This is a genomic window from Streptomyces sp. SYP-A7185, from assembly GCF_046103685.1.
GTDB lineage: Bacteria > Actinomycetota > Actinomycetes > Streptomycetales > Streptomycetaceae > Streptomyces.
Genome location: NZ_CP122310.1, coordinates 8,820,356 through 8,839,443, shown reverse-complemented (window position 1 = coordinate 8,839,443; position 19,088 = coordinate 8,820,356). Strand labels below are relative to the sequence as shown.

At 70.4% G+C, this 19,088-nt stretch carries 22 protein-coding genes and 1 tRNA gene; 7 read left to right on the top strand and 16 right to left on the bottom strand.

Going from position 1 to position 19,088, the window contains the following annotated elements; genetic code table 11:
* Nucleotides 1-32: 32 nt before the first annotated feature.
* A complete protein-coding gene (locus tag QBL25_RS38840; protein ID WP_409061655.1) occupies nucleotides 33-1,094 on the bottom strand; it encodes a Ku protein in 1,062 nt (353 codons plus the stop codon).
* A 193-nt stretch (nucleotides 1,095-1,287) separates the two neighbouring features.
* Between QBL25_RS38840 and QBL25_RS38835 the strand changes: the two genes are divergently transcribed.
* Nucleotides 1,288-2,202 carry a restriction endonuclease gene (locus QBL25_RS38835; RefSeq protein WP_409061654.1) on the top strand — a complete coding sequence of 305 codons (915 nt, stop codon included), beginning with the start codon at nucleotides 1,288-1,290 and terminating at the stop codon, nucleotides 2,200-2,202.
* 46 nt (nucleotides 2,203-2,248) lie between these two features.
* On the opposite strand, the gene QBL25_RS38830 is transcribed toward QBL25_RS38835, so the two are convergent.
* The 3 genes from QBL25_RS38830 to QBL25_RS38820 form a co-directional block, all read right to left on the bottom strand.
* The gene (locus tag QBL25_RS38830) at nucleotides 2,249-2,509 is read right to left on the bottom strand and encodes a GlsB/YeaQ/YmgE family stress response membrane protein (RefSeq protein WP_409061653.1); all 261 of its coding nucleotides are present in this window, start codon (nucleotides 2,507-2,509) and stop codon (nucleotides 2,249-2,251) included.
* A 117-nt stretch (nucleotides 2,510-2,626) separates the two neighbouring features.
* On the bottom strand, nucleotides 2,627-3,880 hold the full coding sequence (locus QBL25_RS38825) for a cation:proton antiporter (protein ID WP_409061652.1): 1,254 nt from the start codon (nucleotides 3,878-3,880) through the stop codon (nucleotides 2,627-2,629).
* A 113-nt stretch (nucleotides 3,881-3,993) separates the two neighbouring features.
* Entirely contained in the window at nucleotides 3,994-4,593 is a 600-nt protein-coding gene (locus QBL25_RS38820; RefSeq protein WP_409061651.1) for a flavodoxin family protein, read from the bottom strand.
* Nucleotides 4,594-4,866: 273 nt separating this feature from the next.
* Between QBL25_RS38820 and QBL25_RS38815 the strand changes: the two genes are divergently transcribed.
* Nucleotides 4,867-4,995: an LPFR motif small protein gene (locus QBL25_RS38815; RefSeq protein ID WP_409061650.1), complete on the top strand. Its 129-nt coding sequence runs from the start codon at nucleotides 4,867-4,869 to the stop codon at nucleotides 4,993-4,995.
* A gap of 215 nt (nucleotides 4,996-5,210) precedes the next feature.
* On the opposite strand, the gene QBL25_RS38810 is transcribed toward QBL25_RS38815, so the two are convergent.
* Nucleotides 5,211-5,366, bottom strand: a complete 156-nt coding sequence (locus tag QBL25_RS38810; RefSeq protein ID WP_409061649.1) for a DUF6131 family protein — start codon at nucleotides 5,364-5,366, stop codon at nucleotides 5,211-5,213.
* Nucleotides 5,367-5,656: 290 nt separating this feature from the next.
* Between QBL25_RS38810 and QBL25_RS38805 the strand changes: the two genes are divergently transcribed.
* The 3 genes from QBL25_RS38805 to QBL25_RS38795 all read left to right on the top strand — a co-directional run bounded on the left by QBL25_RS38805 (nucleotide 5,657) and on the right by QBL25_RS38795 (nucleotide 8,242).
* Nucleotides 5,657-6,310: a YceI family protein gene (locus QBL25_RS38805; RefSeq protein ID WP_409061648.1), complete on the top strand. Its 654-nt coding sequence runs from the start codon at nucleotides 5,657-5,659 to the stop codon at nucleotides 6,308-6,310.
* 222 nt (nucleotides 6,311-6,532) lie between these two features.
* Nucleotides 6,533-7,189: a maleylpyruvate isomerase N-terminal domain-containing protein gene (locus QBL25_RS38800; RefSeq protein WP_409061647.1), complete on the top strand. Its 657-nt coding sequence runs from the start codon at nucleotides 6,533-6,535 to the stop codon at nucleotides 7,187-7,189.
* A gap of 342 nt (nucleotides 7,190-7,531) precedes the next feature.
* Nucleotides 7,532-8,242 carry a hypothetical protein gene (locus tag QBL25_RS38795; RefSeq protein ID WP_409061646.1) on the top strand — a complete coding sequence of 237 codons (711 nt, stop codon included), beginning with the start codon at nucleotides 7,532-7,534 and terminating at the stop codon, nucleotides 8,240-8,242.
* A 28-nt stretch (nucleotides 8,243-8,270) separates the two neighbouring features.
* On the opposite strand, the gene QBL25_RS38790 is transcribed toward QBL25_RS38795, so the two are convergent.
* The 4 genes from QBL25_RS38790 to QBL25_RS38775 form a co-directional block, all read right to left on the bottom strand.
* Nucleotides 8,271-10,037 (bottom strand): ABC-F family ATP-binding cassette domain-containing protein, encoded by a 1,767-nt coding sequence (locus QBL25_RS38790; RefSeq protein ID WP_409061645.1) that lies wholly within the window; start codon nucleotides 10,035-10,037, stop codon nucleotides 8,271-8,273.
* A gap of 155 nt (nucleotides 10,038-10,192) precedes the next feature.
* Nucleotides 10,193-10,678 (bottom strand): hypothetical protein, encoded by a 486-nt coding sequence (locus QBL25_RS38785; RefSeq protein ID WP_409061644.1) that lies wholly within the window; start codon nucleotides 10,676-10,678, stop codon nucleotides 10,193-10,195.
* A 37-nt stretch (nucleotides 10,679-10,715) separates the two neighbouring features.
* A tRNA-OTHER gene (locus QBL25_RS38780) sits at nucleotides 10,716-10,835 on the bottom strand.
* Nucleotides 10,836-10,982: 147 nt separating this feature from the next.
* A complete protein-coding gene (locus tag QBL25_RS38775; RefSeq protein ID WP_409061643.1) occupies nucleotides 10,983-11,747 on the bottom strand; it encodes an SDR family oxidoreductase in 765 nt (254 codons plus the stop codon).
* Nucleotides 11,748-11,814: 67 nt separating this feature from the next.
* On the opposite strand from QBL25_RS38775, the gene QBL25_RS38770 reads away from it, so the two are divergent.
* Both QBL25_RS38770 and QBL25_RS38765 read left to right on the top strand, forming a co-directional pair.
* Entirely contained in the window at nucleotides 11,815-12,450 is a 636-nt protein-coding gene (locus QBL25_RS38770) for a TetR/AcrR family transcriptional regulator (protein ID WP_409061642.1), read from the top strand.
* A gap of 122 nt (nucleotides 12,451-12,572) precedes the next feature.
* Nucleotides 12,573-13,190, top strand: coding sequence for a GNAT family N-acetyltransferase (locus QBL25_RS38765; protein ID WP_409061641.1), 618 nt, complete (start codon nucleotides 12,573-12,575; stop codon nucleotides 13,188-13,190).
* A gap of 1 nt (nucleotide 13,191) precedes the next feature.
* Here QBL25_RS38765 and QBL25_RS38760 read toward each other — a convergent pair whose 3' ends face one another.
* The 7 genes from QBL25_RS38760 to QBL25_RS38730 all read right to left on the bottom strand — a co-directional run bounded on the left by QBL25_RS38760 (nucleotide 13,192) and on the right by QBL25_RS38730 (nucleotide 18,999).
* Entirely contained in the window at nucleotides 13,192-13,830 is a 639-nt protein-coding gene (locus QBL25_RS38760) for a class I SAM-dependent methyltransferase (RefSeq protein WP_409061640.1), read from the bottom strand.
* Nucleotides 13,831-13,917: 87 nt separating this feature from the next.
* On the bottom strand, nucleotides 13,918-14,367 hold the full coding sequence (locus tag QBL25_RS38755) for a response regulator (protein WP_409061639.1): 450 nt from the start codon (nucleotides 14,365-14,367) through the stop codon (nucleotides 13,918-13,920).
* Entirely contained in the window at nucleotides 14,364-15,977 is a 1,614-nt protein-coding gene (locus QBL25_RS38750) for a sensor histidine kinase (RefSeq protein WP_409062934.1), read from the bottom strand. The genes QBL25_RS38755 and QBL25_RS38750 overlap by 4 nt, the downstream gene beginning before the upstream one ends.
* Nucleotides 15,978-16,059: 82 nt before the next feature.
* On the bottom strand, nucleotides 16,060-17,331 hold the full coding sequence (locus QBL25_RS38745) for a PP2C family protein-serine/threonine phosphatase (RefSeq protein WP_409061638.1): 1,272 nt from the start codon (nucleotides 17,329-17,331) through the stop codon (nucleotides 16,060-16,062).
* Between the two features lie 343 nt (nucleotides 17,332-17,674).
* Nucleotides 17,675-18,244 (bottom strand): DUF664 domain-containing protein, encoded by a 570-nt coding sequence (locus QBL25_RS38740; RefSeq protein WP_409061637.1) that lies wholly within the window; start codon nucleotides 18,242-18,244, stop codon nucleotides 17,675-17,677.
* A gap of 81 nt (nucleotides 18,245-18,325) precedes the next feature.
* Complete coding sequence (locus tag QBL25_RS38735; RefSeq protein WP_409061636.1) at nucleotides 18,326-18,712, bottom strand: VOC family protein; 387 nt, start codon at nucleotides 18,710-18,712, stop codon at nucleotides 18,326-18,328.
* Nucleotides 18,709-18,999: an ArsR/SmtB family transcription factor gene (locus QBL25_RS38730; RefSeq protein ID WP_409061635.1), complete on the bottom strand. Its 291-nt coding sequence runs from the start codon at nucleotides 18,997-18,999 to the stop codon at nucleotides 18,709-18,711. The genes QBL25_RS38735 and QBL25_RS38730 overlap by 4 nt, the downstream gene beginning before the upstream one ends.
* Nucleotides 19,000-19,088: the final 89 nt, after the last annotated feature.

Sequence of the window (19,088 nt, the reverse complement as noted above, 5' to 3'; positions counted from 1 at the left end):
ACCAATCGAGCCGCTGACCGTCGGTCGCCGGTTCAGGCGCTGCGCCTCGGCCTCCTCGCGGCCGTCTTCTTCTCGGCCGTCTTCTTGGCGGTCGCGGACTTGGCGGCTGCGGACCTGCTGGCTGCGGACTTGCTGGTCGCGGTCTTGCCGGCCGTCTTCTTGGCGGTGGCGGCGGTACCGGTCGTCTTCTTGCCGACGGTCTTCTTCGCCGCGGACGTCTTGGCGGCCGTCGTCTTCTTCGCGGTCTTCTTGGCCGCCGCCTTCTTCTTGGGCATCTCGTGTACGGTGGCGTCCTTGCCGCTCTCACCCCGGGCCGACTGCGCCTTCTGCACGGACTCCTGCAACGCGGCCATCAGGTCGAGCACCTGCCCGCCCTGCGCTTCCTCCTCCTGCGGCTCGGGAGGCTTCTTCCCCCCGGCCTTCGCCCGGATGACCTGCTCCAGGGCCGCGGTATAGCGGTCGGTGGCCCACTCCTGGCCGGCGATGCCGTCCGTGGTCATGGAGTCGATGAGAAGGATGGCCCGGTCGATCTCCTCGTCGTCCAGATCCAGCGCCTTGGGGGCCAGCTCCTCGGGGCTGCGGACTTCGTCGTCCCACTTCATGGCGTGCAGCAGGATGACGTCGTCCTGTACGCGCAGCAGGCCCAGACGCTCGCGGCCGTGCCAGGCGAACTTGGCGACGGCGGCCTTGCTGTTCCGCTCCAGGGCCTTGCGCAGGAGGGTGTAGGGCTTGTTCGCGACCTGCCCGTCGGCCTGGAGGTAGTACCCCTCGCCGATCCGGATCGGATCGATCGATTCGTAGGGCACGAAACCGGCGATCTCGATCGCCTTCGCGGTCGGCAGGGGCATCTCGTCGAGCTCCTCGTCCGTGACCGCGACGATCGTGTCCTTGCTGACCTCGAACCCCTTGCCGATCTCGGCGTTCGTGAGCTGCTTGCCGTCGAGGTCGCAGATCTTCCGCGTGCGGACCCGGCCCATGTCCTCCAGGTGGTACTGGTGGAAGCTGATGCTGTGGTTCTCGGTGGCCGGCAGAACCTTGATCGGGATCGTGACCAGACCGAACGAGATGGCGCCGGACCAGACGGGACGGGGCATGCGGTACCTCCGTGACTGCCCCGAGAACCCCAGTGTCCGATCTCGGAACCCTCGCCACAACCGCAGAGCCGCCCGCGCACGCCCAGCGGGCGGACGACACAGCCGACCGGTCGGCGGGTGGGATCTTGAAGGCGTTGATCTTGGGCACACGGAGGAAGGTGATCTTCGTTTTCGTCCTCCGTAAGGGAGTGCCATGACCGTGACCTCGCGCCCGGTTCGCCGTATGCACCACGAGCGGCGCTTCAATCTGCGGGCGACCGCCTTGTTCTTCGCCCTGCTCGCGATCATCCTGTGCGTCCTGGTGTTCGTGGTCCGCATGACGGCGCAGATCGTCGCGAGCCGCCCGCTGTGGGCCTGCTCGGTCCTGGCGATGGGCATCGCGGTCGCGTGCCTGGGCCGGTCGAGATGGCGCCGGTTCTCCGCCGCGCGCTACGCGCGCCGCGCCGCCGAGGCCCTGGAGGAAGCGGCCGAACGGGCCTCCGACAGCCTCGGCCCCGAGAGCGACCACCTCGGCCACGCGCCGACGCCGCTCGCCCCGGCCGTGGCGGTCCCCGCCCAGCCGGAGATCTACGCCGAACCGGAGATCTACGCCGAGCCGGAGGCCTACGCCGAGCCCGAAGTCCTCGTAGAGGTGCCGCCTGAGTTCGACCCCGCGGTCCCCGCGCCGGACGGTGAGGAGGCGACCCTCGTTCTCGGCCCTCCGGACGACCGCGTCGAAGTCGTCTTCGATCCCGACGGTTTCGAGCACGCCATAGCCGACCTGTGCGCCCGTGACGAGTGCCGTGACGTCGAAGTGGTGGGCGGCGCGGGCGACTTGGGGGCGGACGTCATGGCGGTCACCCCCGAAGGGCTGCGCATCGTCATCCAGTGCAAGCTCTACGGCGAGGACAACAAGGTCGGCTCGCAGGACCTGCAGCGCTTCGGCGGCACGTGCTTCACCGTCCACGAAGCAGATGTGGCCGCGCTCGTCACGACGAGCGACTTCACCATTCCCGCCCTGGAGTACGCCGAGCACTGCGGCATCGTCTGCGTGAACGGCGAGGAGCTGCGGGCCTGGTTCGACGGCACAGGCCCGAGCCCTTGGGAGCACGCCGGGGTCCAGGCCTGACCCCGGCTCGCACATCGCTGGTACGGCGCCCTGTCCCCGCGCGGCATCAGCGCAGCTTCACCCTGCTCAGGGCGGCGACGCCGAGGGCCGCGAGAGCGATCTGGATGAGCCATTCGATCCAGTCCACGCCGTCGGTGTTCGCCACGCCGAGCCCCGCAGCGACGGCCGTGCCGACCAGCGCGGCCACGATTCCGACGACGAGCGTCCAGAGAATGCCGATGTGCTGGCGTCCGGGAACCACGAGCCGACCCAATATCCCGATGACGATTCCAATCACCACAGCACTGATGAGACCCGAAATCTCCACGATTTCCCCTTTGTTGGCGTCGATTCGCCCTCCGGGTGCCCCTGGACCGGACGGATAGGCACCGCTTTCTCGCCCGGCCGTTTTCCCGCCCCGCCGTTTTCTCGCCCAGCAGTGGTGTCAGCGGCGGCCGGCTCGGTCGAGGCGCCTGAGCACGGGCGACGCCGCGGCCCCGTGCACCATCACCGACAGCAGGACGACGAACGTCACCAGCGCCCACAACTCGTCCCCGTACGCCTGGAGATCGCCCTCGCCCAGGGCGTACGCGAGGTAGAAGACGGACCCGATCCCCCTGATGCCGAAGAAGGAGGTGACGGCGCGTTCGCCGAGGGTCGTCGCGCCCCCCAGCTGGGCGATCCAGCCGGTGAGCGGACGGATCACCAGCAGCACCAGGACCGCCGTCACCGCACCACCCCAGGTGAGCGCGGAGAGGCCGCCACAGGCGATGAACCCCCCGATGAGCAGCAGCACACCGGCGGTAAGAAGCCTTTCCACCTGCTCCATGAAGGTGTGCATCACCACTTGATAGCCGTGGGCGCGCTCGGCCGACCGGATCGCACAGGCGGTGGTGAACACGGCGAGGAAGCCGTATCCGTGCAGCACTTCCGTGAGTCCGTACGAGATGAAGGTCGCCGCCAGGGCGACGAACCCCTCCCGGTGCTCGGACAGCCGCAGGGCCTTCCAGTTGGCGCGGAAGAACATCCACCCGAGCAGCCGTCCGACGAGCAGGCCGACCGCCACGCCGACCGTGACGCGCACGATCACGTCGCTCCACAGCCAGTGGCCCACCCACTCGCCGGACCAGCCCGTCTCCGAGGCGGCGAACATCGCCAGGGCCGCCAGGACCAGCGGGAAGGCGAGACCGTCGTTGAGGCCCGCTTCCGCCGTGAGGGCCACGCGCACCTCGTCCTCGTCGTTCTCGGCATCGGTCGGCTCACCGACCCGCACCTCCGCGGCCAGGACGGGGTCGGTCGGGGCGAGCAGGGCGCCCAGGAGCAGGGCGACGGCCGGGGGCCAGCCCACCAGGCCCCAGGCGACGAGGGCGGTGATCACGACGGTCAGGGGCATCGTGATGCCCAGGAGCCGCCACGCGGTGGACCAGGACCGTCGGCCGAACGGCCGGTTGATCGCCAGCCCCGCGCCCATGAGGGCCACGATGACGCACACCTCGGTCAGGTGCTCCAGCCACGCCCGGTGCTCATAGGGGTCGAGGTCGGGCAGCCCGGTGGGCAGCAGGTAGACGAGGAATCCGACGGCCAGGAAGACCATCGGCATGGACATGGGCTGGCGCGCCACCAGTCTGGGCAGCACGGCGGCCAGCAGGGCGCCGATCCCCATGCAGGCGTATCCGGCGTCCGCGGCGGTCACGTCCATGGACCGGCACCCGTCTTCGTGGTCATCTCTCCCTCCCCCGCGGCGTCCGCTCGACGTCGCGCCGGGTCGTCAGCCGTCCGGTCAGGGCACGTCAGCGTGCCGCAACAGGCAGCTCAGGGGGCCGGGTAAGGCTTCTGGCCGAGCAGCTCGGCCAGGTGGAAGGCGTTGACCGCGAGGCTGTGCGTCGCGGAGGCGACGGACTCGGGGGTCTCGTCCAGGTCCTGGTAGTCGGTGCCCTGCTTCGCCTCGCCCACCCAGTAGGTGACGGCGTAGGGCGCCAGCGAGAAGCCGAGGTCGTTGCAGGCCTGGAAGACGTCCGCGCTCACCTTGTGGGCGCCGTCCTCGTTGCCGACCACGGCCAGCGCCGCGACCTTCCCGTACATCAGGGGCCGGCCCGTGTCGTCGGTCTCCGACATGTCCGCGTTCAGGCGCTCAAGGACCCGCTGACAGACGCTCGACGGGTGGCCCAGCCAGATCGGCGTGGCCAGCAGCAGGATGTCGGCCCCAAGGACCTTCTCGCGCAGGGCCGGCCAGGCGTCTGTGCTACCCAGGTCGACGGCGACCCCGGGGTGGACGTCGTGGTCGGCGACCCGCACCGTCTCGGTCTCGACGCCCAGCTTGCCGAATTCGGCCATCACCTGATCGGACAGCGTGTGGCTGCTGGACGCGGTGGGCGACGAATTCAGGGTGCATACCAAGGACAGCGCGCGCATGCGGGGCTCCGTTCTCCGGGGGTGGGGGGTTGTGCGGGTTGTATCCCTGGGAGGAGTTCCCGATTGGATCAGCCCTAATCAAGCGCATTCGGGCAGGGCACGGCAGCGGGTTATTACGAGTGAAGTGGGCGCGGCTGCCCGACATAGCTCAGAGGGGCCATGTTTTCGCCCCCGTTCGCAGGGCATCCGGTGGTGAGCAAGCCGTGCGGCAGTTAACCGACTGCGCTCGACGCACGAATGACGCGTAAGTGAACACGTTCCAGGAGGTCCCTCATGCTGAAGGCCATTGCAGATGTATTCCGCGCCATCGGTGGAGCCGTCGCCACGGTGGTCACGCTCCCCTTCCGCGCCGTCGCGCGCCTGTTCGGCGGAGCGTCCTCCAGCGCCCATGGCCACCACTGATCCCCTGGGGGACCACCGGTGGCCTCAGGGCCCAGGCGTGCTGGAATTCCGACATCCAGCCGGGTGGACTCCACGACGAACGCCCCGTACGGACGAGCCGGACCGGCCAGAGCAAGGCCGGTCCGGCTCGCTTCGTCGGTCACCGGCCCGTCGGCCCAGAACCTGTGGCGTCTCGGCCGGCTGACACGACAACTGCACCTGCCGCCGCTTCGCGGCTACCAGTAATGCTTTCGCCCGCCCACCGCATGACCGACGGAACCCAGAATCCAGAGGACCACACCGATGACGACGAGTACGACACCGATGGTCCACAGGATGGAAATTCCCGCCAATAGGCCGATGATGAGCAGGATGATTCCGAGTGCGATCATTGCGCCTCCGACCCTCAGAATTATTTCAAGTATGCGCCTGATGGGTGCCGACGGCAGTCTCGGCGCCGGTCTCGCCGACGCTCCTTGAACCGCGCGTGGACCCAGGGGCGGCGAAGGTGACGGTGGGTGACGTCAGGCCACGTAATCGTGCATCCACATCCGTGCCGATCCTGTGCATCTTTCCAGCCCGTGGCGTCGAACCCGGACGAGCCCGCCCATCTTGCCGGGCGGCAACTGTTGTCCGCGTGATAGCACATAGTGATCAAATCCGAAGGAGACGACGCGACATCATGGGTATCTTCAGCCGTCGCCAGACCCCGACCCTCGAGCCGATACCGGCGGTCGGCCCCCACACGCCCTTCTCGGCTTCCTCCGGTGCCGAACTCGACCCGGCGCTGCGCGCGCTGACCGGGGAATGGACCATCGACCGTCCGCACAGCCGCATCGGTTTCTCCGTGCGCCACGCGATGGTCACGACGGTCCGGGGCGCCTTTGGTGACTACGACAGCACGCTGTACTTCGACGGCGCCCGGCCCTCGGAATCGCGGGCCGAGATCGTCATCCGGGTCGACAGCGTCGACACGGGCGTGGAGCAGCGGGACGCGCACCTCGTCGGCCGGGACTTCTTCGACGCGCGCAGCCATCCGGAGATGACGTTCCGCAGCACCTCCACGGTCCACGACGGCGGAGAGAGCTTCCGCATGGCCGGAGAGCTGACCATCCGCGGCGTCGCCAGGCCCGTCGAGCTGCAACTCGACTACCTCGGGTCGGTCGTGGACCCGTTCGGCTTCGAGCGGGCGGGCTTCGACGGCACCACCACCATCGACCGGACCGACTGGGGCCTCGTCTACAACCAGCGCCTGGAGACAGGCGGCGCCATGGTGAGCGAGAAGGTCCGGCTTCAGTTCGACATCTCCGCGATCCGGGCCACGCCGCTGATGTAGCGCGCCCGGGTCCACCGGGCGCGGTGCCGGTGCCGGAGACGTCCGGCACCACATCGGGCGACGGCGCCGCGGCCGGACGCGCACCTGGACAGGTCTTTGGCACCACCCCGGCTGCGCGCGACCGGCCGCACGAAGGGCTCTGATGGCGCTGAAGACCCCGAAGGCCCCGAACCTGCCGGAATGCGCTTGTCCCCTTCCGCGGCGCCGCACTACCTTGGCGCCGTGGATCTCTTCTCGCGCTCTTGGACGGCCTTGCGCACGGCGGTCGCCGAACTCCCCGACGAGGCGTTCGCCCAGCCGTCGGGCTGTACCGGCTGGCTCGTGCGGGACCTGGTGTGCCACCTGATCGTCGACTCCCAGGACGTCCTGATCACCCTCGCGACCCCCTCCGACGCGGAACCCACCCGCGACGAGCTGACCTACTGGGACGTCAGCGCGACGCCGCCGACCGGCGAGGACCCCCTGGACGCGCTGACCGTCCGGCTGGCCGCCGCGTACGAGGAGCCCTGGCTGCTGAAATTCCACCTCGACGACGTCGGTGCGGCCGCCGGCCGCGCCGCCGCTCTGGCCGACCCCGCCGCCCGGGTGAGCACCCGCGACGAGGTATTGGCCACGGGCGACTTCCTCAGCACGTACGTCATGGAATGGACCCTGCACCACCTCGACCTGATCGCCCACCTCCCGGACGTGCCCGGACCGCCGGCCGAGGGGCTGGCCCGCAGCCGCGAGATGCTCGAACGGCTCGCCGGTACCGCGTTCCCCGCGTCGTTGTCCGACACGGACGCGCTGCTGATCGGCACGGGCCGCCGCGACCCGAGCGACGCGGAAAGGGCCGAACTGGGCGTCCTGGCGGGAAAGCTGCCGCTCGTTCTCGGCTGACCGGGTCGTCCATGGCGTGACAGCTCCGCCTCCGGCGACTCGGCCCGGTCCGGGCTGCCCGTCCGGCCCAATCCGGTCCAATCCGGCCCCGTCCGCTCTAGTCCGATCAGCTCTCGTCCGGTCCGCTCCGGTCCGATCAGCACTCGTCCGGCCGCTCTGGCTCGGTCCGTCCGGTCCGCTCTGGCCCGTGACAGATACCGTTTTCTACTTCGTGCCGCCCAACTGACTCCTTGCCCTTGAGTGTTGGTGCACGACCATGTTAGAAACCGCTTACTCTCCACCCGTGCCACGGGTGACACACCGTCGCGCGAGCCCCTCCCCCCACTCGCAAGGAGCCCCCTCATGCGCAAACGAACCGGCACCCTCACGGCCGCCGCATCCTCGCTGGTCCTGCTCACCGCCGCACCCGCCGACGCCTCCGTCATCTGGAACGGGGACGCCGCGGGCGGCACCGGAGTCTTCTCCTCGACGCTGTGCGACGCGCCCGGCAGCGTCTCCGCCCAGGACAACGCCGACGGCCGGGGCCAGGTCTTCAAGTTCAACAAGCCGCTCGGTCTCGAACGCTGCGAGGCACACGGGATCAGCGTCGGCGGTTCGCGCTACACCTTCAAGAACGACTCGACGTACTGGATCGGCTGGGACACCTCCACCAACACCCCGGACGCGGGCACGATCTTCCAGTGGAAGTCCTACGGCACCAACGACCAACACCAGCAGAACTACCCGGTGTTGATGAAGGTCGAGGGCGGCGAGCTCAAGCTGTTCCACATCGAGGTGGGCGAGAAGTGGACCCTGAAGTGGTCTACCCCGGTCACGACCAGTACGTACAAGCGCATCGTGCTCGGCATCCACACCTCCTCCGACGCCTCCACCGGGTGGGTGTCGGCCTTCTACAACGGCACGAAGGTCGCCGAGTTCTCCGGCCGCACCTGGGACGACCTGGGCAACGACACCCGCTTCGGCTCCTACGGCTCCGAGGTCAAGGACAAGCGCGTCATCAACTGGATCGACGGGCTCAAGGTCGGCACGACGTACGGAGACGTGGACGACTGACGCCGCCCCGGACGCCCCCCGGCCGCGCTCAGCCGCCGGGCCGGGCCAGGCGCCCTTCGGACAGCTCCAGCAGTGCGTCCCGATGGCGTTCGCGCAGGGTCCGGTCGTGGGTGACCATCACGACCGGGCCCGTGAACTGCTCGACCGCTTCCTGTAGTTGCTCGACCAGCAACAGGCTGAGGTGGTTGCTGGGCTCGTCGAGCAGCAGGAGGTCGGGGCGCCGCGCGAACAGCAGCGCCAGTTCGAGGCGTCGCAGCTGCCCCACGGAGAGCCGGTTCACCGGCACCTCGAAGTCGGAGGGCGCGAACAGGCCGAACCGCGTCAACTCCCGCGCCGCGTCCTCGACATAAGCCTCGCGGTGCGCGGCGAAGGCTTCCAGTACCCCGCGCCGCTCCTGGGAGAAGCGGCTCTCCTGCGGCAAGTAGCCGATGCGCAGCCCTGGTTCACGCTCCACCGTCCCCGCGTCGGGCTCCCGGAGTCCCGCGAGGACGGACAGGAGGGTGGTCTTGCCCGCGCCGTTCGCCCCGGCGATCACGTACCGAGAGCCGGGAGAAAGCTCCAGGTCCACGCCCCGCAGCACATCGCCGACGACCAGGCCCTCGGCCCGCAGGAGCGTGCCGTGAGGCGGCTCGGGCTCGGCCGGCGATCCCTCCGTCGTCTCCTCCGGCCCCCGGAGCGGCGACCGGAAGGCCAGCGGCTCGGGCGGACGGCGCACCTCCTCGTCCAGCAGCCGTCCCAATTGCTGCCGGGCCGCGCGGGTGGCGCGGGATGCGGCAGCCTGGGCTCCGCCTCCGGCGAGGTTGTACGACAGCTTGTCGCCGTCCCGCATCGCACCGAAGACGCGGCCGGTCCTGCCGGCCCGGTCGAGGCGGCGGCGCGCCTCGGCCAGTTCCCGGCGCCAGTCGCGGTACTCCTGCCACCACCGTGCTTGAGCGGCGGCGCGTTCGTCGAGGTAGTCGCGGTAGCCGCCGCCATAGCGCACGGTGGAGCCGCGGGAGCCGTCCAGGTCGACGATCGCGGTGACGGCGGTGTCCAGGAGCAGCCGGTCGTGCGAGGCGATGAGGCACGGCCCCTGGTAGCGGGCGAGCCACTGCACGAGCCAGTCCACCGCGCGGTCGTCGAGGTGGTTCGTCGGCTCGTCGAGGAGCAGCCCGGCGGGCTCGGTGAGGACCAGCTCGGCGAGCGCCAGGCGGGAGCGCTCGCCACCCGACAGCGTCCCGGTGGGGCGGCCCCGGTCCAGGCCGCCGAGGCCGAAGACGTCGAGCACCTCGCCGACCCGGGCGTCCAGTTCCCATCCGCCGCGTCGGGCGAACTCGTCCTGGAGACGGCCGTACTCCTGGAGCACGTCGCTCAGATCGTCGCCCTCGCCGGACGACATCACCTCCTCGGCCCGCCGCATCCGTTCGGCCATGTCGGCGTACTCGGCGGTCGCCCGCGCGAGCACGGTCGCGAGGGTGGCTCCGTCCGGGAAAGCGGGCTGCTGCGGCAAGAACCCCACGTGGCCGGCGACCGCCCGTACGACCTGACCGCGCCGCAGCGGCAGTTCACCGGCGAGGACACGCAGCAGCGTCGACTTGCCCCGGCCGTTCTCACCGATCAGGCCCACCCGTTCACCCCGGGACACCGTCAGCGAGACGTCACGCAGCACCATCCGGTCCCCCAGCACACAGTGCACGTTCTCGGCGAGGAGGTGCGCGGAGCGGTGGTCGGCGGACAGGACGTCCTGTGGTGCGCGATCCGCGGCGGCACGCGCAGCGGAATCCGCGCCGGCACTGCCCGCCTTCGCTTCGGACATCGTGAGGAACTCCTGTCGTACGCAGAGAACTTACGCCGGAGACAACCCGGAAACCAGCTGCGGATCAGCCGCTGATCAGCCGTTGATCAGCCGTTGATCAGCCGTTGATCAGCCGGGGATCATGTGACCGCGCCCGTGAGGCCGGGCGTGCCTCGTCAGTCGGCCAACGGCGTTCCGCAGCGGCCGCAGTACCGGGCGTCGCGTTCGGCGGCCGGCCGGCCGCACGCGGAACAGATGCGGCCGAGCAGGCAGACCGGCTCGCCCGCGTCGAACCCCTCCGCCGGGTCGGCGCCCGGAGCGGGGCGGCGGCGGTGGGCGGTCGTGTAGACCAGCCCCTCCTCCCCCGCGTCCACGCGGCGGCTGACGCCCGCGGGAAGCCAGGCGAGGGCGCCGGGTGCCAGCCGCCAGGTCCCGTCCGGGGTACGCAGTTCACCGCTGCCGGTCAGCACGGTGAACAAGACGCCCCAGGCGTCCTCCGTGTGCTCGCCGATGCCCGCGCCCGGACCCAGCCGGACCACCGCGGCGTCCAGATCCCTCGTACCGTCGACGAGCGACCACAGGACACTGACCGGACCGCGCCCGACGGCTGCGGTCTCTTCCGGTGCGACGAACACCGCGGCGGCGGGTACGGGCCTGGTCATGCGCACTCCAGTCGGCGGCTCTGGTTCGGATCGGCCGCGGCGCCGGCGGGATTCGAACCCGCGGACAGGGAAAGGCAAGGCCCGCCCGGCTCCCGTCAGTCGACGTGAGAGGGGCTTCCCTCACGTCGATCGCAATGGGCCGCTCTGCCACGGCGCCGCAACCTGCGGAACCGCGCGATCCCGCTCCGCCGAGAATAGGCACGGCGCCCGGCGCGGGCGAGCTCATTACCGCCGCGGGCGCAGAAGAGCCACGGGCGCCGTAGAGCCGCAGGCGCCGCCGGGCCGTGAGCGCCGAAGGCCCGTCTCAGGGGCGTGGACCCAGGAACAGGCCGCCGCTCGCCTCGATGACCTGGCCGGTGATCCAGCGCGCCGCGTCGGAGGCCAGGAACGCCACCACGTCCGCGACGTCATCGGGGCCGCCGAGGCGGCCGAGCGCCGTCTTCGCGGTGATGAACTCGACGAGGCCCGGCGCCGCGAAGGACGCTCCGTTGGTCGCGGTCCGCGTCGTGCCCGGGGCGACCGCGTTCACCGTGATGCCCCGGGAGCCGAGTTCGTCGGCCAAGGTCCTGGTCATCGTCTCGATCGCGCCCTTGGTCATGGCGAAGGAGGTCTGGGTGGGAAAGGCGCTGCGGGCCGCCACGGACGACATCGTGATGATGCGGCCTCCCTCGCGGAGCAAGGGCAGGGCCCGCTGGATGATGAAGTACGGGGCGCGTACGTTCACCGCGAACAGGCGGTCGAACTCTGGCCGTGTCGTGACGCCGAGCGGGCCGGCGGGTGCGGCCGCCGCGTTGTTGACCAGGATGTCGAGCGGCTGCCCGGCCAGACCCGCCTCGACCCCCGCGAAGAGGGTCTCGACGTCGTCGTCTCCGCCCAGTTCGGCCCCGACGGCGAACGCGCTGCCTCCGGCTCGCTCGATCTCCTTGACCGTGGCCGCGGCCCCGGCCTCGTCCGTGCCGAAGTGCACGACGACCGTGGCCCCTTGGGCCGCAAGCCGGACGGCGATCGCCTGCCCTATGCCGCGCGACGCTCCGGTCACCAGGGCCGTCCTGCCGGTCAGATCACTCATGTCCCACCCCTTTGACGCGAGCGACTACCAAGCTGGTAGTCACTACCACTCCGGTAGGGTCTACCAGATGCCCGACCAACACTCAACGCTCCGCGCACAACGGCGAATCGAGACGCAGCGCACGGTGCAGGCGCACGCGGTGCGGCTGTTCACCGAGCGGGGGTACGACGCCACGACCGTGACCGACGTGGCCCGGGCCGCCGGCGTGTCACCGATGACCGTCTACCGGCACTTCCCCACCAAGGAAGACCTGGTGCTCTTCGAACCGCACGGCCACCTGGTCGCGGAGCGGATCGCCGCGTCCTCGCCGGCGCAGCCTCTCGTCCGGCGCATCGGCCGGGCACTCGTCGACTCGGCCGCGGTGATGACCGGCGGTGACCGTGGAGGAGGCCGCACGGCGAGCGAGCAGTTCCTCCTGGCGCGCCTCCGGCTGATGATCTCGACACCGGCGTTGCGGGCCAAACACCTGGACAGTCAGTACGCCCTCCAGCAGGCGGTCGTCGAGGGCCTCGGAGACGAAGCAGCCGACGCCGAGACGGTCTTCCGCGCCCGGGCGGCGGCCAGCGCCTGCCTGGGCGCCATGCACACGGCGCTGGTGCACTGGGCCGAGGACGACGGACGCTCCGCACTCCCGGACCTGATCGCGCGGGCGCTGACCGCCGCCTTCGGCGAGGTCATGACCGGCGGCACCTCGGACACCTGAGGCTTCGCCCGGGGCTGTCGAACTGGGCGCGCAGCACGCCTCATCGACCCTCGGGCGCCCCCCGGGACACCGCGGGTTCCAGCGGGACCCCCGTCCGCCCGTCGAAGATCATCGCGTGCAGAATGACCCGTATGCCGACGACGAACACCCCCAAAGCGGCCACGGCCGACGACGCCGCGCGGATCGGCGGCGTCCTGGCGCGCGCTTTCGAGGACGACCCGATGATGCGCTGGTTCTTCCCCGACGGCGCCACGCGCGACGCGGGGCTCGCCCGCTACTTCGCCACGCTCTTCACCCGGCAGTACGTCCGTCACGGCGTCTGCGAGCACACCGCGTCGGCCGCCGCCTTCTGGGTGCCGCCGGGCGCGCAGGACAAGGCGGTTCCCGACGCGGAGACCGTCCAGGAGCTCGTGGAGCTACTGGGCGACCGGGCCGCGCTGTTCCAGCAGGCCACGGCGGCGGCCGCCGGGCAGGGCCCCCAGGAGCCGCACTGGTACCTGGCCGTGATCGGCGCCGACCCCGCCGCCCAGGGCCAGGGCCAGGGAGCCGCGCTCCTCCGCTCGGGTCTCGCCCGGGCGGACGCGGACGGCCTGCCCGTCCACCTGGAGTCCTCCAAGCCGTCGAATCTCCCCGTCTACGAGCACTTCGGCTTCACGGTGCTGGGTGAGGTACGACTGCCCGGCGGCGGGCCCACGTTGTGGTCGATGCGCCGCGAGGGCCGCCGCCCGCCTCAGGCCTGAGTCACTCGCCCGCGCGCATCAGCAGATGGCCGCGGCGGAACCGCTCGCCCTCCTGCGGCTCGCGCAGCATCCTTCCGATCTCCACGAATCCGGCCTCGCGGGCCAGCTCCGCGAGGCCGTCGACCGGCCAGCGGTAGGCGGTCGTGACCTTGTGGTCGAAGGGGGCGACCGGTCCGCCCTCCGCCTCGAAGAACCCCAGCAGGAGGGGGCAGCCGGGTGCGAGGACCCGGCGGAACTCGCTGAAGTACGCGGGCAGGTCCTGGGGCGGGGTGTGGATGAGCGAGTACCAGGACAGGATGCCGGTCAGCTTGCCGTCGTCCAGGTCGAGGGCGTCCATGGAGCCGACCTCGAACCGCAGGTCCGGGTGGTTCTTCCGGGCGACATCGATCATCGCCGGTGACAGGTCCATGCCGAAGACGTCCAGGCCCAGGTCCCGCAGATGTGCCGTCGTCCACCCGGGGCCGCACCCGAGTTCGGCGACCGGCCCGGCACCGGACGACGCGAGTTCGGCGAACGCGGCGATCACCGCGCGGTCCAGCGGGGTGGACGCGAGCGCGTCGCGGGCCAATGCGTCGTACAGGCCGACGACGGAGTCGTAGGCGGCCGCTGTCGCGGAGAGGTGGGAGGAAGTCTCAGTCATGGGCGAAGAATCTAGTGCTTGTCCCTCGCTCCGGTGCCGGCCCCTCACTCGCGGCACCTTCCCTTCACTGCCGCGCTCGCCCCTCGCTCAGGCGTTGCGGCGCGGCAGGCGTACCACCTGGACGAAGAAATCGTCGATCTGCCGTACGGCGGCGATGAACTGGTCCAGGTCGACCGGCTTGGTGACGTAGGCGTTCGCGTGCAGCTTGTAGCTGCGCAGGATGTCCTCCTCGGCCGCCGACGTGGTGAGCACCACCACCGGGATGTCCTGGAGGTCCTGGTCCGACTTGATCTTCTCCAGGACCTGGCGCCCGTCGTACTTGGGGAGGTTGAGGTCCAGCAGGATGAGATCGGGCCGCGGGGCGTCCGTGTACGCGTCGCGCCGGTAGAGGAAGTCGAGCGCTTCCTCGCCGTCCCGGACCACGTGCAGGTTGTTGCGGATCTTGTTGTCCTCGAACGCCTCGCGCGTCATCAGCTCGTCGCCCGGATCGTCCTCCACGAGGAGCACGTCGATCGGCGCGGCATCAGGGGTGGTCATGTCAGTACCTCTTCCTCGGCACGGGACGCGGTGTCCTCGGCGGTGTCGGCGGCGGTGTCGGCCTCGGACGGCAGGGTGAAGCAGATCCGGGTTCCCTCGGCGACGCCGCTGTCGATCCAGATGTGCCCGCCGTGGTGTTCGACGATCTTCTTGCACAGTGCCAAGCCGATGCCGGTGCCCCCGTAGGAGTCCCGGCCGTGCAGACGCTGGAAGATCACGAAGACCTTCTCCGCGAACTCCTCGGGGATGCCGATGCCGTTGTCGGTGACGCTGAAGCTCCAGGCGCCCGCGTCCGCGTCCTCCTCGCAGGTGATCCGGATCCGCGGGGTGCGTTCGGGGTGGTGGAACTTGACGGCGTTGCCGACGAGATTCTGCCAGAGCATGGCCAGGAGCGTCGGGTCGCCCACGACCTCGGGCAGCTTCTCGGGGCGCTCGACGACCGCGTCGGTGTCCCGGACGGCGGTGTCCAGGTTGGCCAGTGCCTTGGTGAGCGCCTGGTCGAGGTCGACGGGCACGCGGGCGTCGTTGAGACGCCCCACGCGCGAGAAGGTCAGCAGGTCGTTGATGAGGATCTGCATGCGCTTGGCGCCGTCGACCGCGAAGTCGATGTACTGCTTGCCGCGCTCGTCGAGCACCTCTCCGTACCGCTTCTCCAGGAGCTGGCAGAAGGAGGCCACCTTGCGCAGGGGCTCTTGGAGGTCGTGCGAGGCCACGTAGGCGAACTGCTCCAGCTCGGCGTTCGAGCGGCGGAGCTCCACGGCCTGGGCGTCCAGGTCGGCGGCCTGCTGGGTCAGCACGTCGCGCCGGCGGCGTGAGGCCCCCAGCTCATCGACTATCTGCTGGCGCATGCCCTCCACGTCCACCGCCACCGCTCTGAGGTCCGCGGGCCCGTCGATGGTGATGACGTGGTCGAAATCGCCGCGGGCCACTTGCCGCGAGGAGGAGCGCAGCGCCTCCAGGGGCCGGACCACCAGGGCGCGCACCAGCAGCGCCAGTGCGATCCCGGCCAGCACGAAGACCGCCACCATGGCGCCCAGGATCACGGTGCGCACGGTGCGGGTGTCGTCCAGCTCCTGCTTGCCGTCCTTGACGGCCTTGGCCAGATCGGCGTTCTGCACGGCCCACACGGAGCGGATCTGGTCGAAGACTTCCTTGCCGCGCTCGGCGCTCTTCTCGGCGACGGCGCGCGGCTTGCCGGGCGTGACCTCGTCCACGAGGGGGTCGGCGTACGCGCGCCGCCAGTCCGCCGCCTCGCGCTGGACCGTCTTGAGGTTGGCCAGCAGCCGGGGCTGGTCCCCGATGAGCTCACGCAGCCGGGCGGCGGCGCGGGCCTCGTCGCGCTTGCCCTGGTCGTAGGGGGCCAGGAACTGGCGGTCGGCGGTGATGGCGTAGCCGCGGACGCCGGTCTCCTGGTTCACCAGGGCGGCCTGGAGACGGTAGGTCTGCGTGCTGGCCGGCTGGAGGCGGTCGGTCAACCGGTCGGTGACGTCCGCGGTCTGCCCCAGCAGGCGGGCGCCGACCACCGTGCCGGCCACGACCAGAAGGACCATCAGGAGCAGGACGAGCTGGAACCAGCCCTGCACCGTCAGCCGTCGGCCGAGCCACGCCATGCCTGTCCCGATACGCGCCGTACCGCTACTCTCCGTCTCGGTGCTCGCCGTCCCGGCCTGCGCCGTCCCGGCCTTCTTCGTCTCAACCACGGCGCTGTTCTCCGATGCTGCTCTTGTACCGGCCCTCGACCACGGACCGGGTGGGGCCGACCCCCTCGCCGTGCCAGTGCAGGTGCACCACGGCCACGTCGTCGGCCAGGCCGCCTTGCTCCTCGGCGAGGTCCTCGGCCCGTTGGATCAGTGTGTCGACGAACGCCTCGGGGGCCAGCGGGCCCAGCTCGCGCGCGAGGCCGAGCAGCCCCTCTTCGCCGAGCCGCTCGCGTCCGACGCCGGTGTGCCCCTCGAAGAGGCCGTCGGTGAACAGCACCAGCGCCGCCCCCTTCGGCAGGGCCACCTCCTCGACCGGCCAGAGGGGGACACCGGGCGCGACGCCCAGGGCGGGACCGCCGGCCACCTCCACCCACTGGACGCCGCCGTCCGCGGTGCGCATCAGCATCCCGGGGTGGCCCGCGCGCGTCAGCCGTACGTGCCGGGCCCCGGCCGGGACGGAAAGGCTCGTCAGCGTGGCGAAGACGTACGGCTTCACCCGCTCGGCCAGCATGATCTCCTCGAGCCGGCTCACCTGTTCGGTGCCGGTGACACCGCTGAGCACCAGGGTGCGCCAGGCGATGCGCAGGGCCACGCCCAGGGCCGCCTCGTCGGGACCGTGCCCCGAGACGTCGCCTATCAGTGCGTGCACGGTGCCGTCCGCGCTCTGGACGATGTCGTAGAAGTCGCCGCCCAGCAGGGCCTGCGCGCGGCCGGGGCGGTAGCGGGCCACGACGTCCACGCCCGCGCTGTTCAGGAGCGGCCTGGGCAGCAGTCCCCGCTCGAGCCGGGCGTTCTCCTGGGCCTGCATCTGGCTGGCCTGGAGGGCGACGGCGGCCTGCTCGCCCTGCTTGCGCTGGATCGCGTAGCGCACGGCTCTGCCGAACAGTTCCGGTTCGACGCGGCCCTTGACGAGGTAGTCCTGGGCGCCCGCGGCCACGGCCGCGGATCCGGTCTCCTCCTCGGCGAGGCCGGTGAGCACGACCACGGCGACCTGATCGGCCTGTGACCGGATCATGGACACGGCTTCCAGCCCGTGGGCGTCCGGCAGATGCAGGTCGAGCAGCACGCAGTCGGGCACTTCGAAGGCCAGGACCTCACGCGCCTCGGCCATCGAGCGCACCCATTGCAGGCGCATCTTCAGCGCGCTGTCGGCGACCAGCTCTTCGACCAGGAGTGCGTCGCCGGCGTCGTCCTCGACCAGCAGCACCGACGGCGGTGACAACTGCCGTGCCGCCGCGGAGTCACTCTCACTGGCTGAACGCACGCCGGAAGTCCATGGCTGTGAGGCCACCGCTCTGTTCCTGCCTTCCCCACCGGTAAGTCCGCCTGGCCATCCGGCCGTTGCCGACCGTCGACTTCTGCGGCACGGCGGCCGCAGGGGTGTCGAACGGTATCCGGATCTTCGCACAATGCGCACACCGCTCGGTAGCCGACGGCAGAGGGTCGACGGGGCGCGGCCGAGCGGTGGAGCAGGCGGGACAGGGGCGAGGCCCCACAAGAGGGTGCAATACGGAACGCGGACAAGTGGCATATGCCACACGAATGTTTACGAGTACGGCAATCCGGTCACCCGGTGCCTGTCATTGCTGTCCTCGCTGTCTTGGCCCTCACTGCCCCACCCTACCGTCGATGCATTCGCGCAACAGATCGGCCTGCCCGCAGTGCCGGGCGTACTCCTCGATCCTGTGCACCATCAGCTCCCGGACGGCGAATCCGTCCTTGCCCAACCGCTCGCCCAGATCCGAGTGCTCGGCCAGTTCGGCGTCCAGGGCCGCCTGCTCGCGCGCCAGGTCGGCGTAGGCGGCGTCGACCACGGACTGCTCGCCGACCGCGCCGTGGAAGTCCGCGTCCCGCTCGCCGTACAGCTTCGGCAGCGGCTCGTCGCTCCTGATCCAGTTGCGCCAGTCCCGCTCCACCTCGGCGAGGTGCCGCAACAGGCCGAGCAGCGACAGCGTCGAGGGCGGGACCGAGCGCCGGGCCAGCTGCTCCGCGTCCAGTCCCTCGCACTTCATCTTCAGGGTCAGGCGGTAGTTCGCCAGGAAGTCCTGGAGCGTCGCCAGCTCACCGTCCGGACTGACCCCGTCGCTGTTGCGGGGGTCGTCGTCCGGGTCCGCCCACATGTCGGGGTAGGTGGTGGCCTGGCTCCATCGTTCGGGTCCGTCGCTCATGCGCGTCATGGTCGCCGGTGCCGTCCCGGCGCGCCACCGACTTTTGCGCCCGCCGCCCGGCCGCCCCGGAGCCTCTGCCGCCGCGCCCGGTCACTCGCCGTGCTGGATCTGGATCAGGTTGCCGCAGGTGTCGTCGAACACCGCGGTGGTGACCGGACCCATCTCCAGCGGCTCCTGGGTGAAGCGCACGCCGAGGTCCCGCAGCCGCTTGAACTCCGCGGGCACGTCCTGCACGGCGAAGGAGGTGACCGGGATGCCGTCCTCGACGAGGGCCGTCTTGTACGGCTGCACCGCCGGGTGCCCGGAGGGCTCCAGGAGCAGCTCGGTGCCTTCGGGGTCCTCCGGCGAGACTACGGTCAGCCACCGGTCGTCGCCGACGGGGACGTCGTGCTTCTTCACGAAGCCGAGCACCTCGGTGTAAAAGTGCGCCGCCTTCTCCTGGTCGTCGACGAAAACGCTGGTCAGGTGGATCCTCATGTGCGCTCCGGTGCTGTGGGCCTGAGCCATCGGGTCGCGATGACCTCAAGCGGTTCGGTGTTCAGGTCGTGGAACTTGTAGCGGCCCTCGCGTCGCGAACGGACGAGTCCGGCCGCTTCCAGGACGGCCAGGTGCTGGCTGATCGCCTGGCGGGACAGACCCAGGCCGTGCTTGTTCAGCAGCCTGGCGCATATCTCGAACAGGGTCTGGCCGTTCCGCTCCACCAGCTCGTCAAGGATGCGCCGACGGGTGGGGTCGGCCAGGGCCTTGAACACATCCTCCGACATGAACACCACCATAGGCAAGTGACGACTTACCTATCAAGGCGGCGTCGTGCCGGGTTGCGCCGGCCGCGGCGGGACGCGCGTGGTGAGGG

What these genes read in the sequence shown, in the direction of transcription:
- QBL25_RS38760 (WP_409061640.1), bottom strand. Translation starts at nt 13,830, where the DNA reads ATGACTGAGACTTCCTCCCACCTCTCCGCGACAGCGGCCGCCTACGAC.
- QBL25_RS38755 (WP_409061639.1), bottom strand. Translation starts at nt 14,367, where the DNA reads ATGACCACCCCTGATGCCGCGCCGATCGACGTGCTCCTCGTGGAGGAC.
- QBL25_RS38815 (WP_409061650.1), top strand. Translation starts at nt 4,867, where the DNA reads ATGCTGAAGGCCATTGCAGATGTATTCCGCGCCATCGGTGGAGCCGTC.
- QBL25_RS38790 (WP_409061645.1), bottom strand. Translation starts at nt 10,037, where the DNA reads ATGTCCGAAGCGAAGGCGGGCAGTGCCGGCGCGGATTCCGCTGCGCGT.
- QBL25_RS38770 (WP_409061642.1), top strand. Translation starts at nt 11,815, where the DNA reads ATGCCCGACCAACACTCAACGCTCCGCGCACAACGGCGAATCGAGACG.
- QBL25_RS38840 (WP_409061655.1), bottom strand. Translation starts at nt 1,094, where the DNA reads ATGCCCCGTCCCGTCTGGTCCGGCGCCATCTCGTTCGGTCTGGTCACG.
- QBL25_RS38810 (WP_409061649.1), bottom strand. Translation starts at nt 5,366, where the DNA reads ATGATCGCACTCGGAATCATCCTGCTCATCATCGGCCTATTGGCGGGA.
- QBL25_RS38765 (WP_409061641.1), top strand. Translation starts at nt 12,573, where the DNA reads ATGACCCGTATGCCGACGACGAACACCCCCAAAGCGGCCACGGCCGAC.
- QBL25_RS38795 (WP_409061646.1), top strand. Translation starts at nt 7,532, where the DNA reads ATGCGCAAACGAACCGGCACCCTCACGGCCGCCGCATCCTCGCTGGTC.
- QBL25_RS38785 (WP_409061644.1), bottom strand. Translation starts at nt 10,678, where the DNA reads ATGACCAGGCCCGTACCCGCCGCCGCGGTGTTCGTCGCACCGGAAGAG.
- QBL25_RS38735 (WP_409061636.1), bottom strand. Translation starts at nt 18,712, where the DNA reads ATGAGGATCCACCTGACCAGCGTTTTCGTCGACGACCAGGAGAAGGCG.
- QBL25_RS38775 (WP_409061643.1), bottom strand. Translation starts at nt 11,747, where the DNA reads ATGAGTGATCTGACCGGCAGGACGGCCCTGGTGACCGGAGCGTCGCGC.
- QBL25_RS38820 (WP_409061651.1), bottom strand. Translation starts at nt 4,593, where the DNA reads ATGCGCGCGCTGTCCTTGGTATGCACCCTGAATTCGTCGCCCACCGCG.
- QBL25_RS38730 (WP_409061635.1), bottom strand. Translation starts at nt 18,999, where the DNA reads ATGTCGGAGGATGTGTTCAAGGCCCTGGCCGACCCCACCCGTCGGCGC.
- QBL25_RS38825 (WP_409061652.1), bottom strand. Translation starts at nt 3,880, where the DNA reads ATGGACGTGACCGCCGCGGACGCCGGATACGCCTGCATGGGGATCGGC.
- QBL25_RS38805 (WP_409061648.1), top strand. Translation starts at nt 5,657, where the DNA reads ATGGGTATCTTCAGCCGTCGCCAGACCCCGACCCTCGAGCCGATACCG.
- QBL25_RS38750 (WP_409062934.1), bottom strand. Translation starts at nt 15,977, where the DNA reads ATGGCGTGGCTCGGCCGACGGCTGACGGTGCAGGGCTGGTTCCAGCTC.
- QBL25_RS38835 (WP_409061654.1), top strand. Translation starts at nt 1,288, where the DNA reads ATGACCGTGACCTCGCGCCCGGTTCGCCGTATGCACCACGAGCGGCGC.
- QBL25_RS38740 (WP_409061637.1), bottom strand. Translation starts at nt 18,244, where the DNA reads ATGACGCGCATGAGCGACGGACCCGAACGATGGAGCCAGGCCACCACC.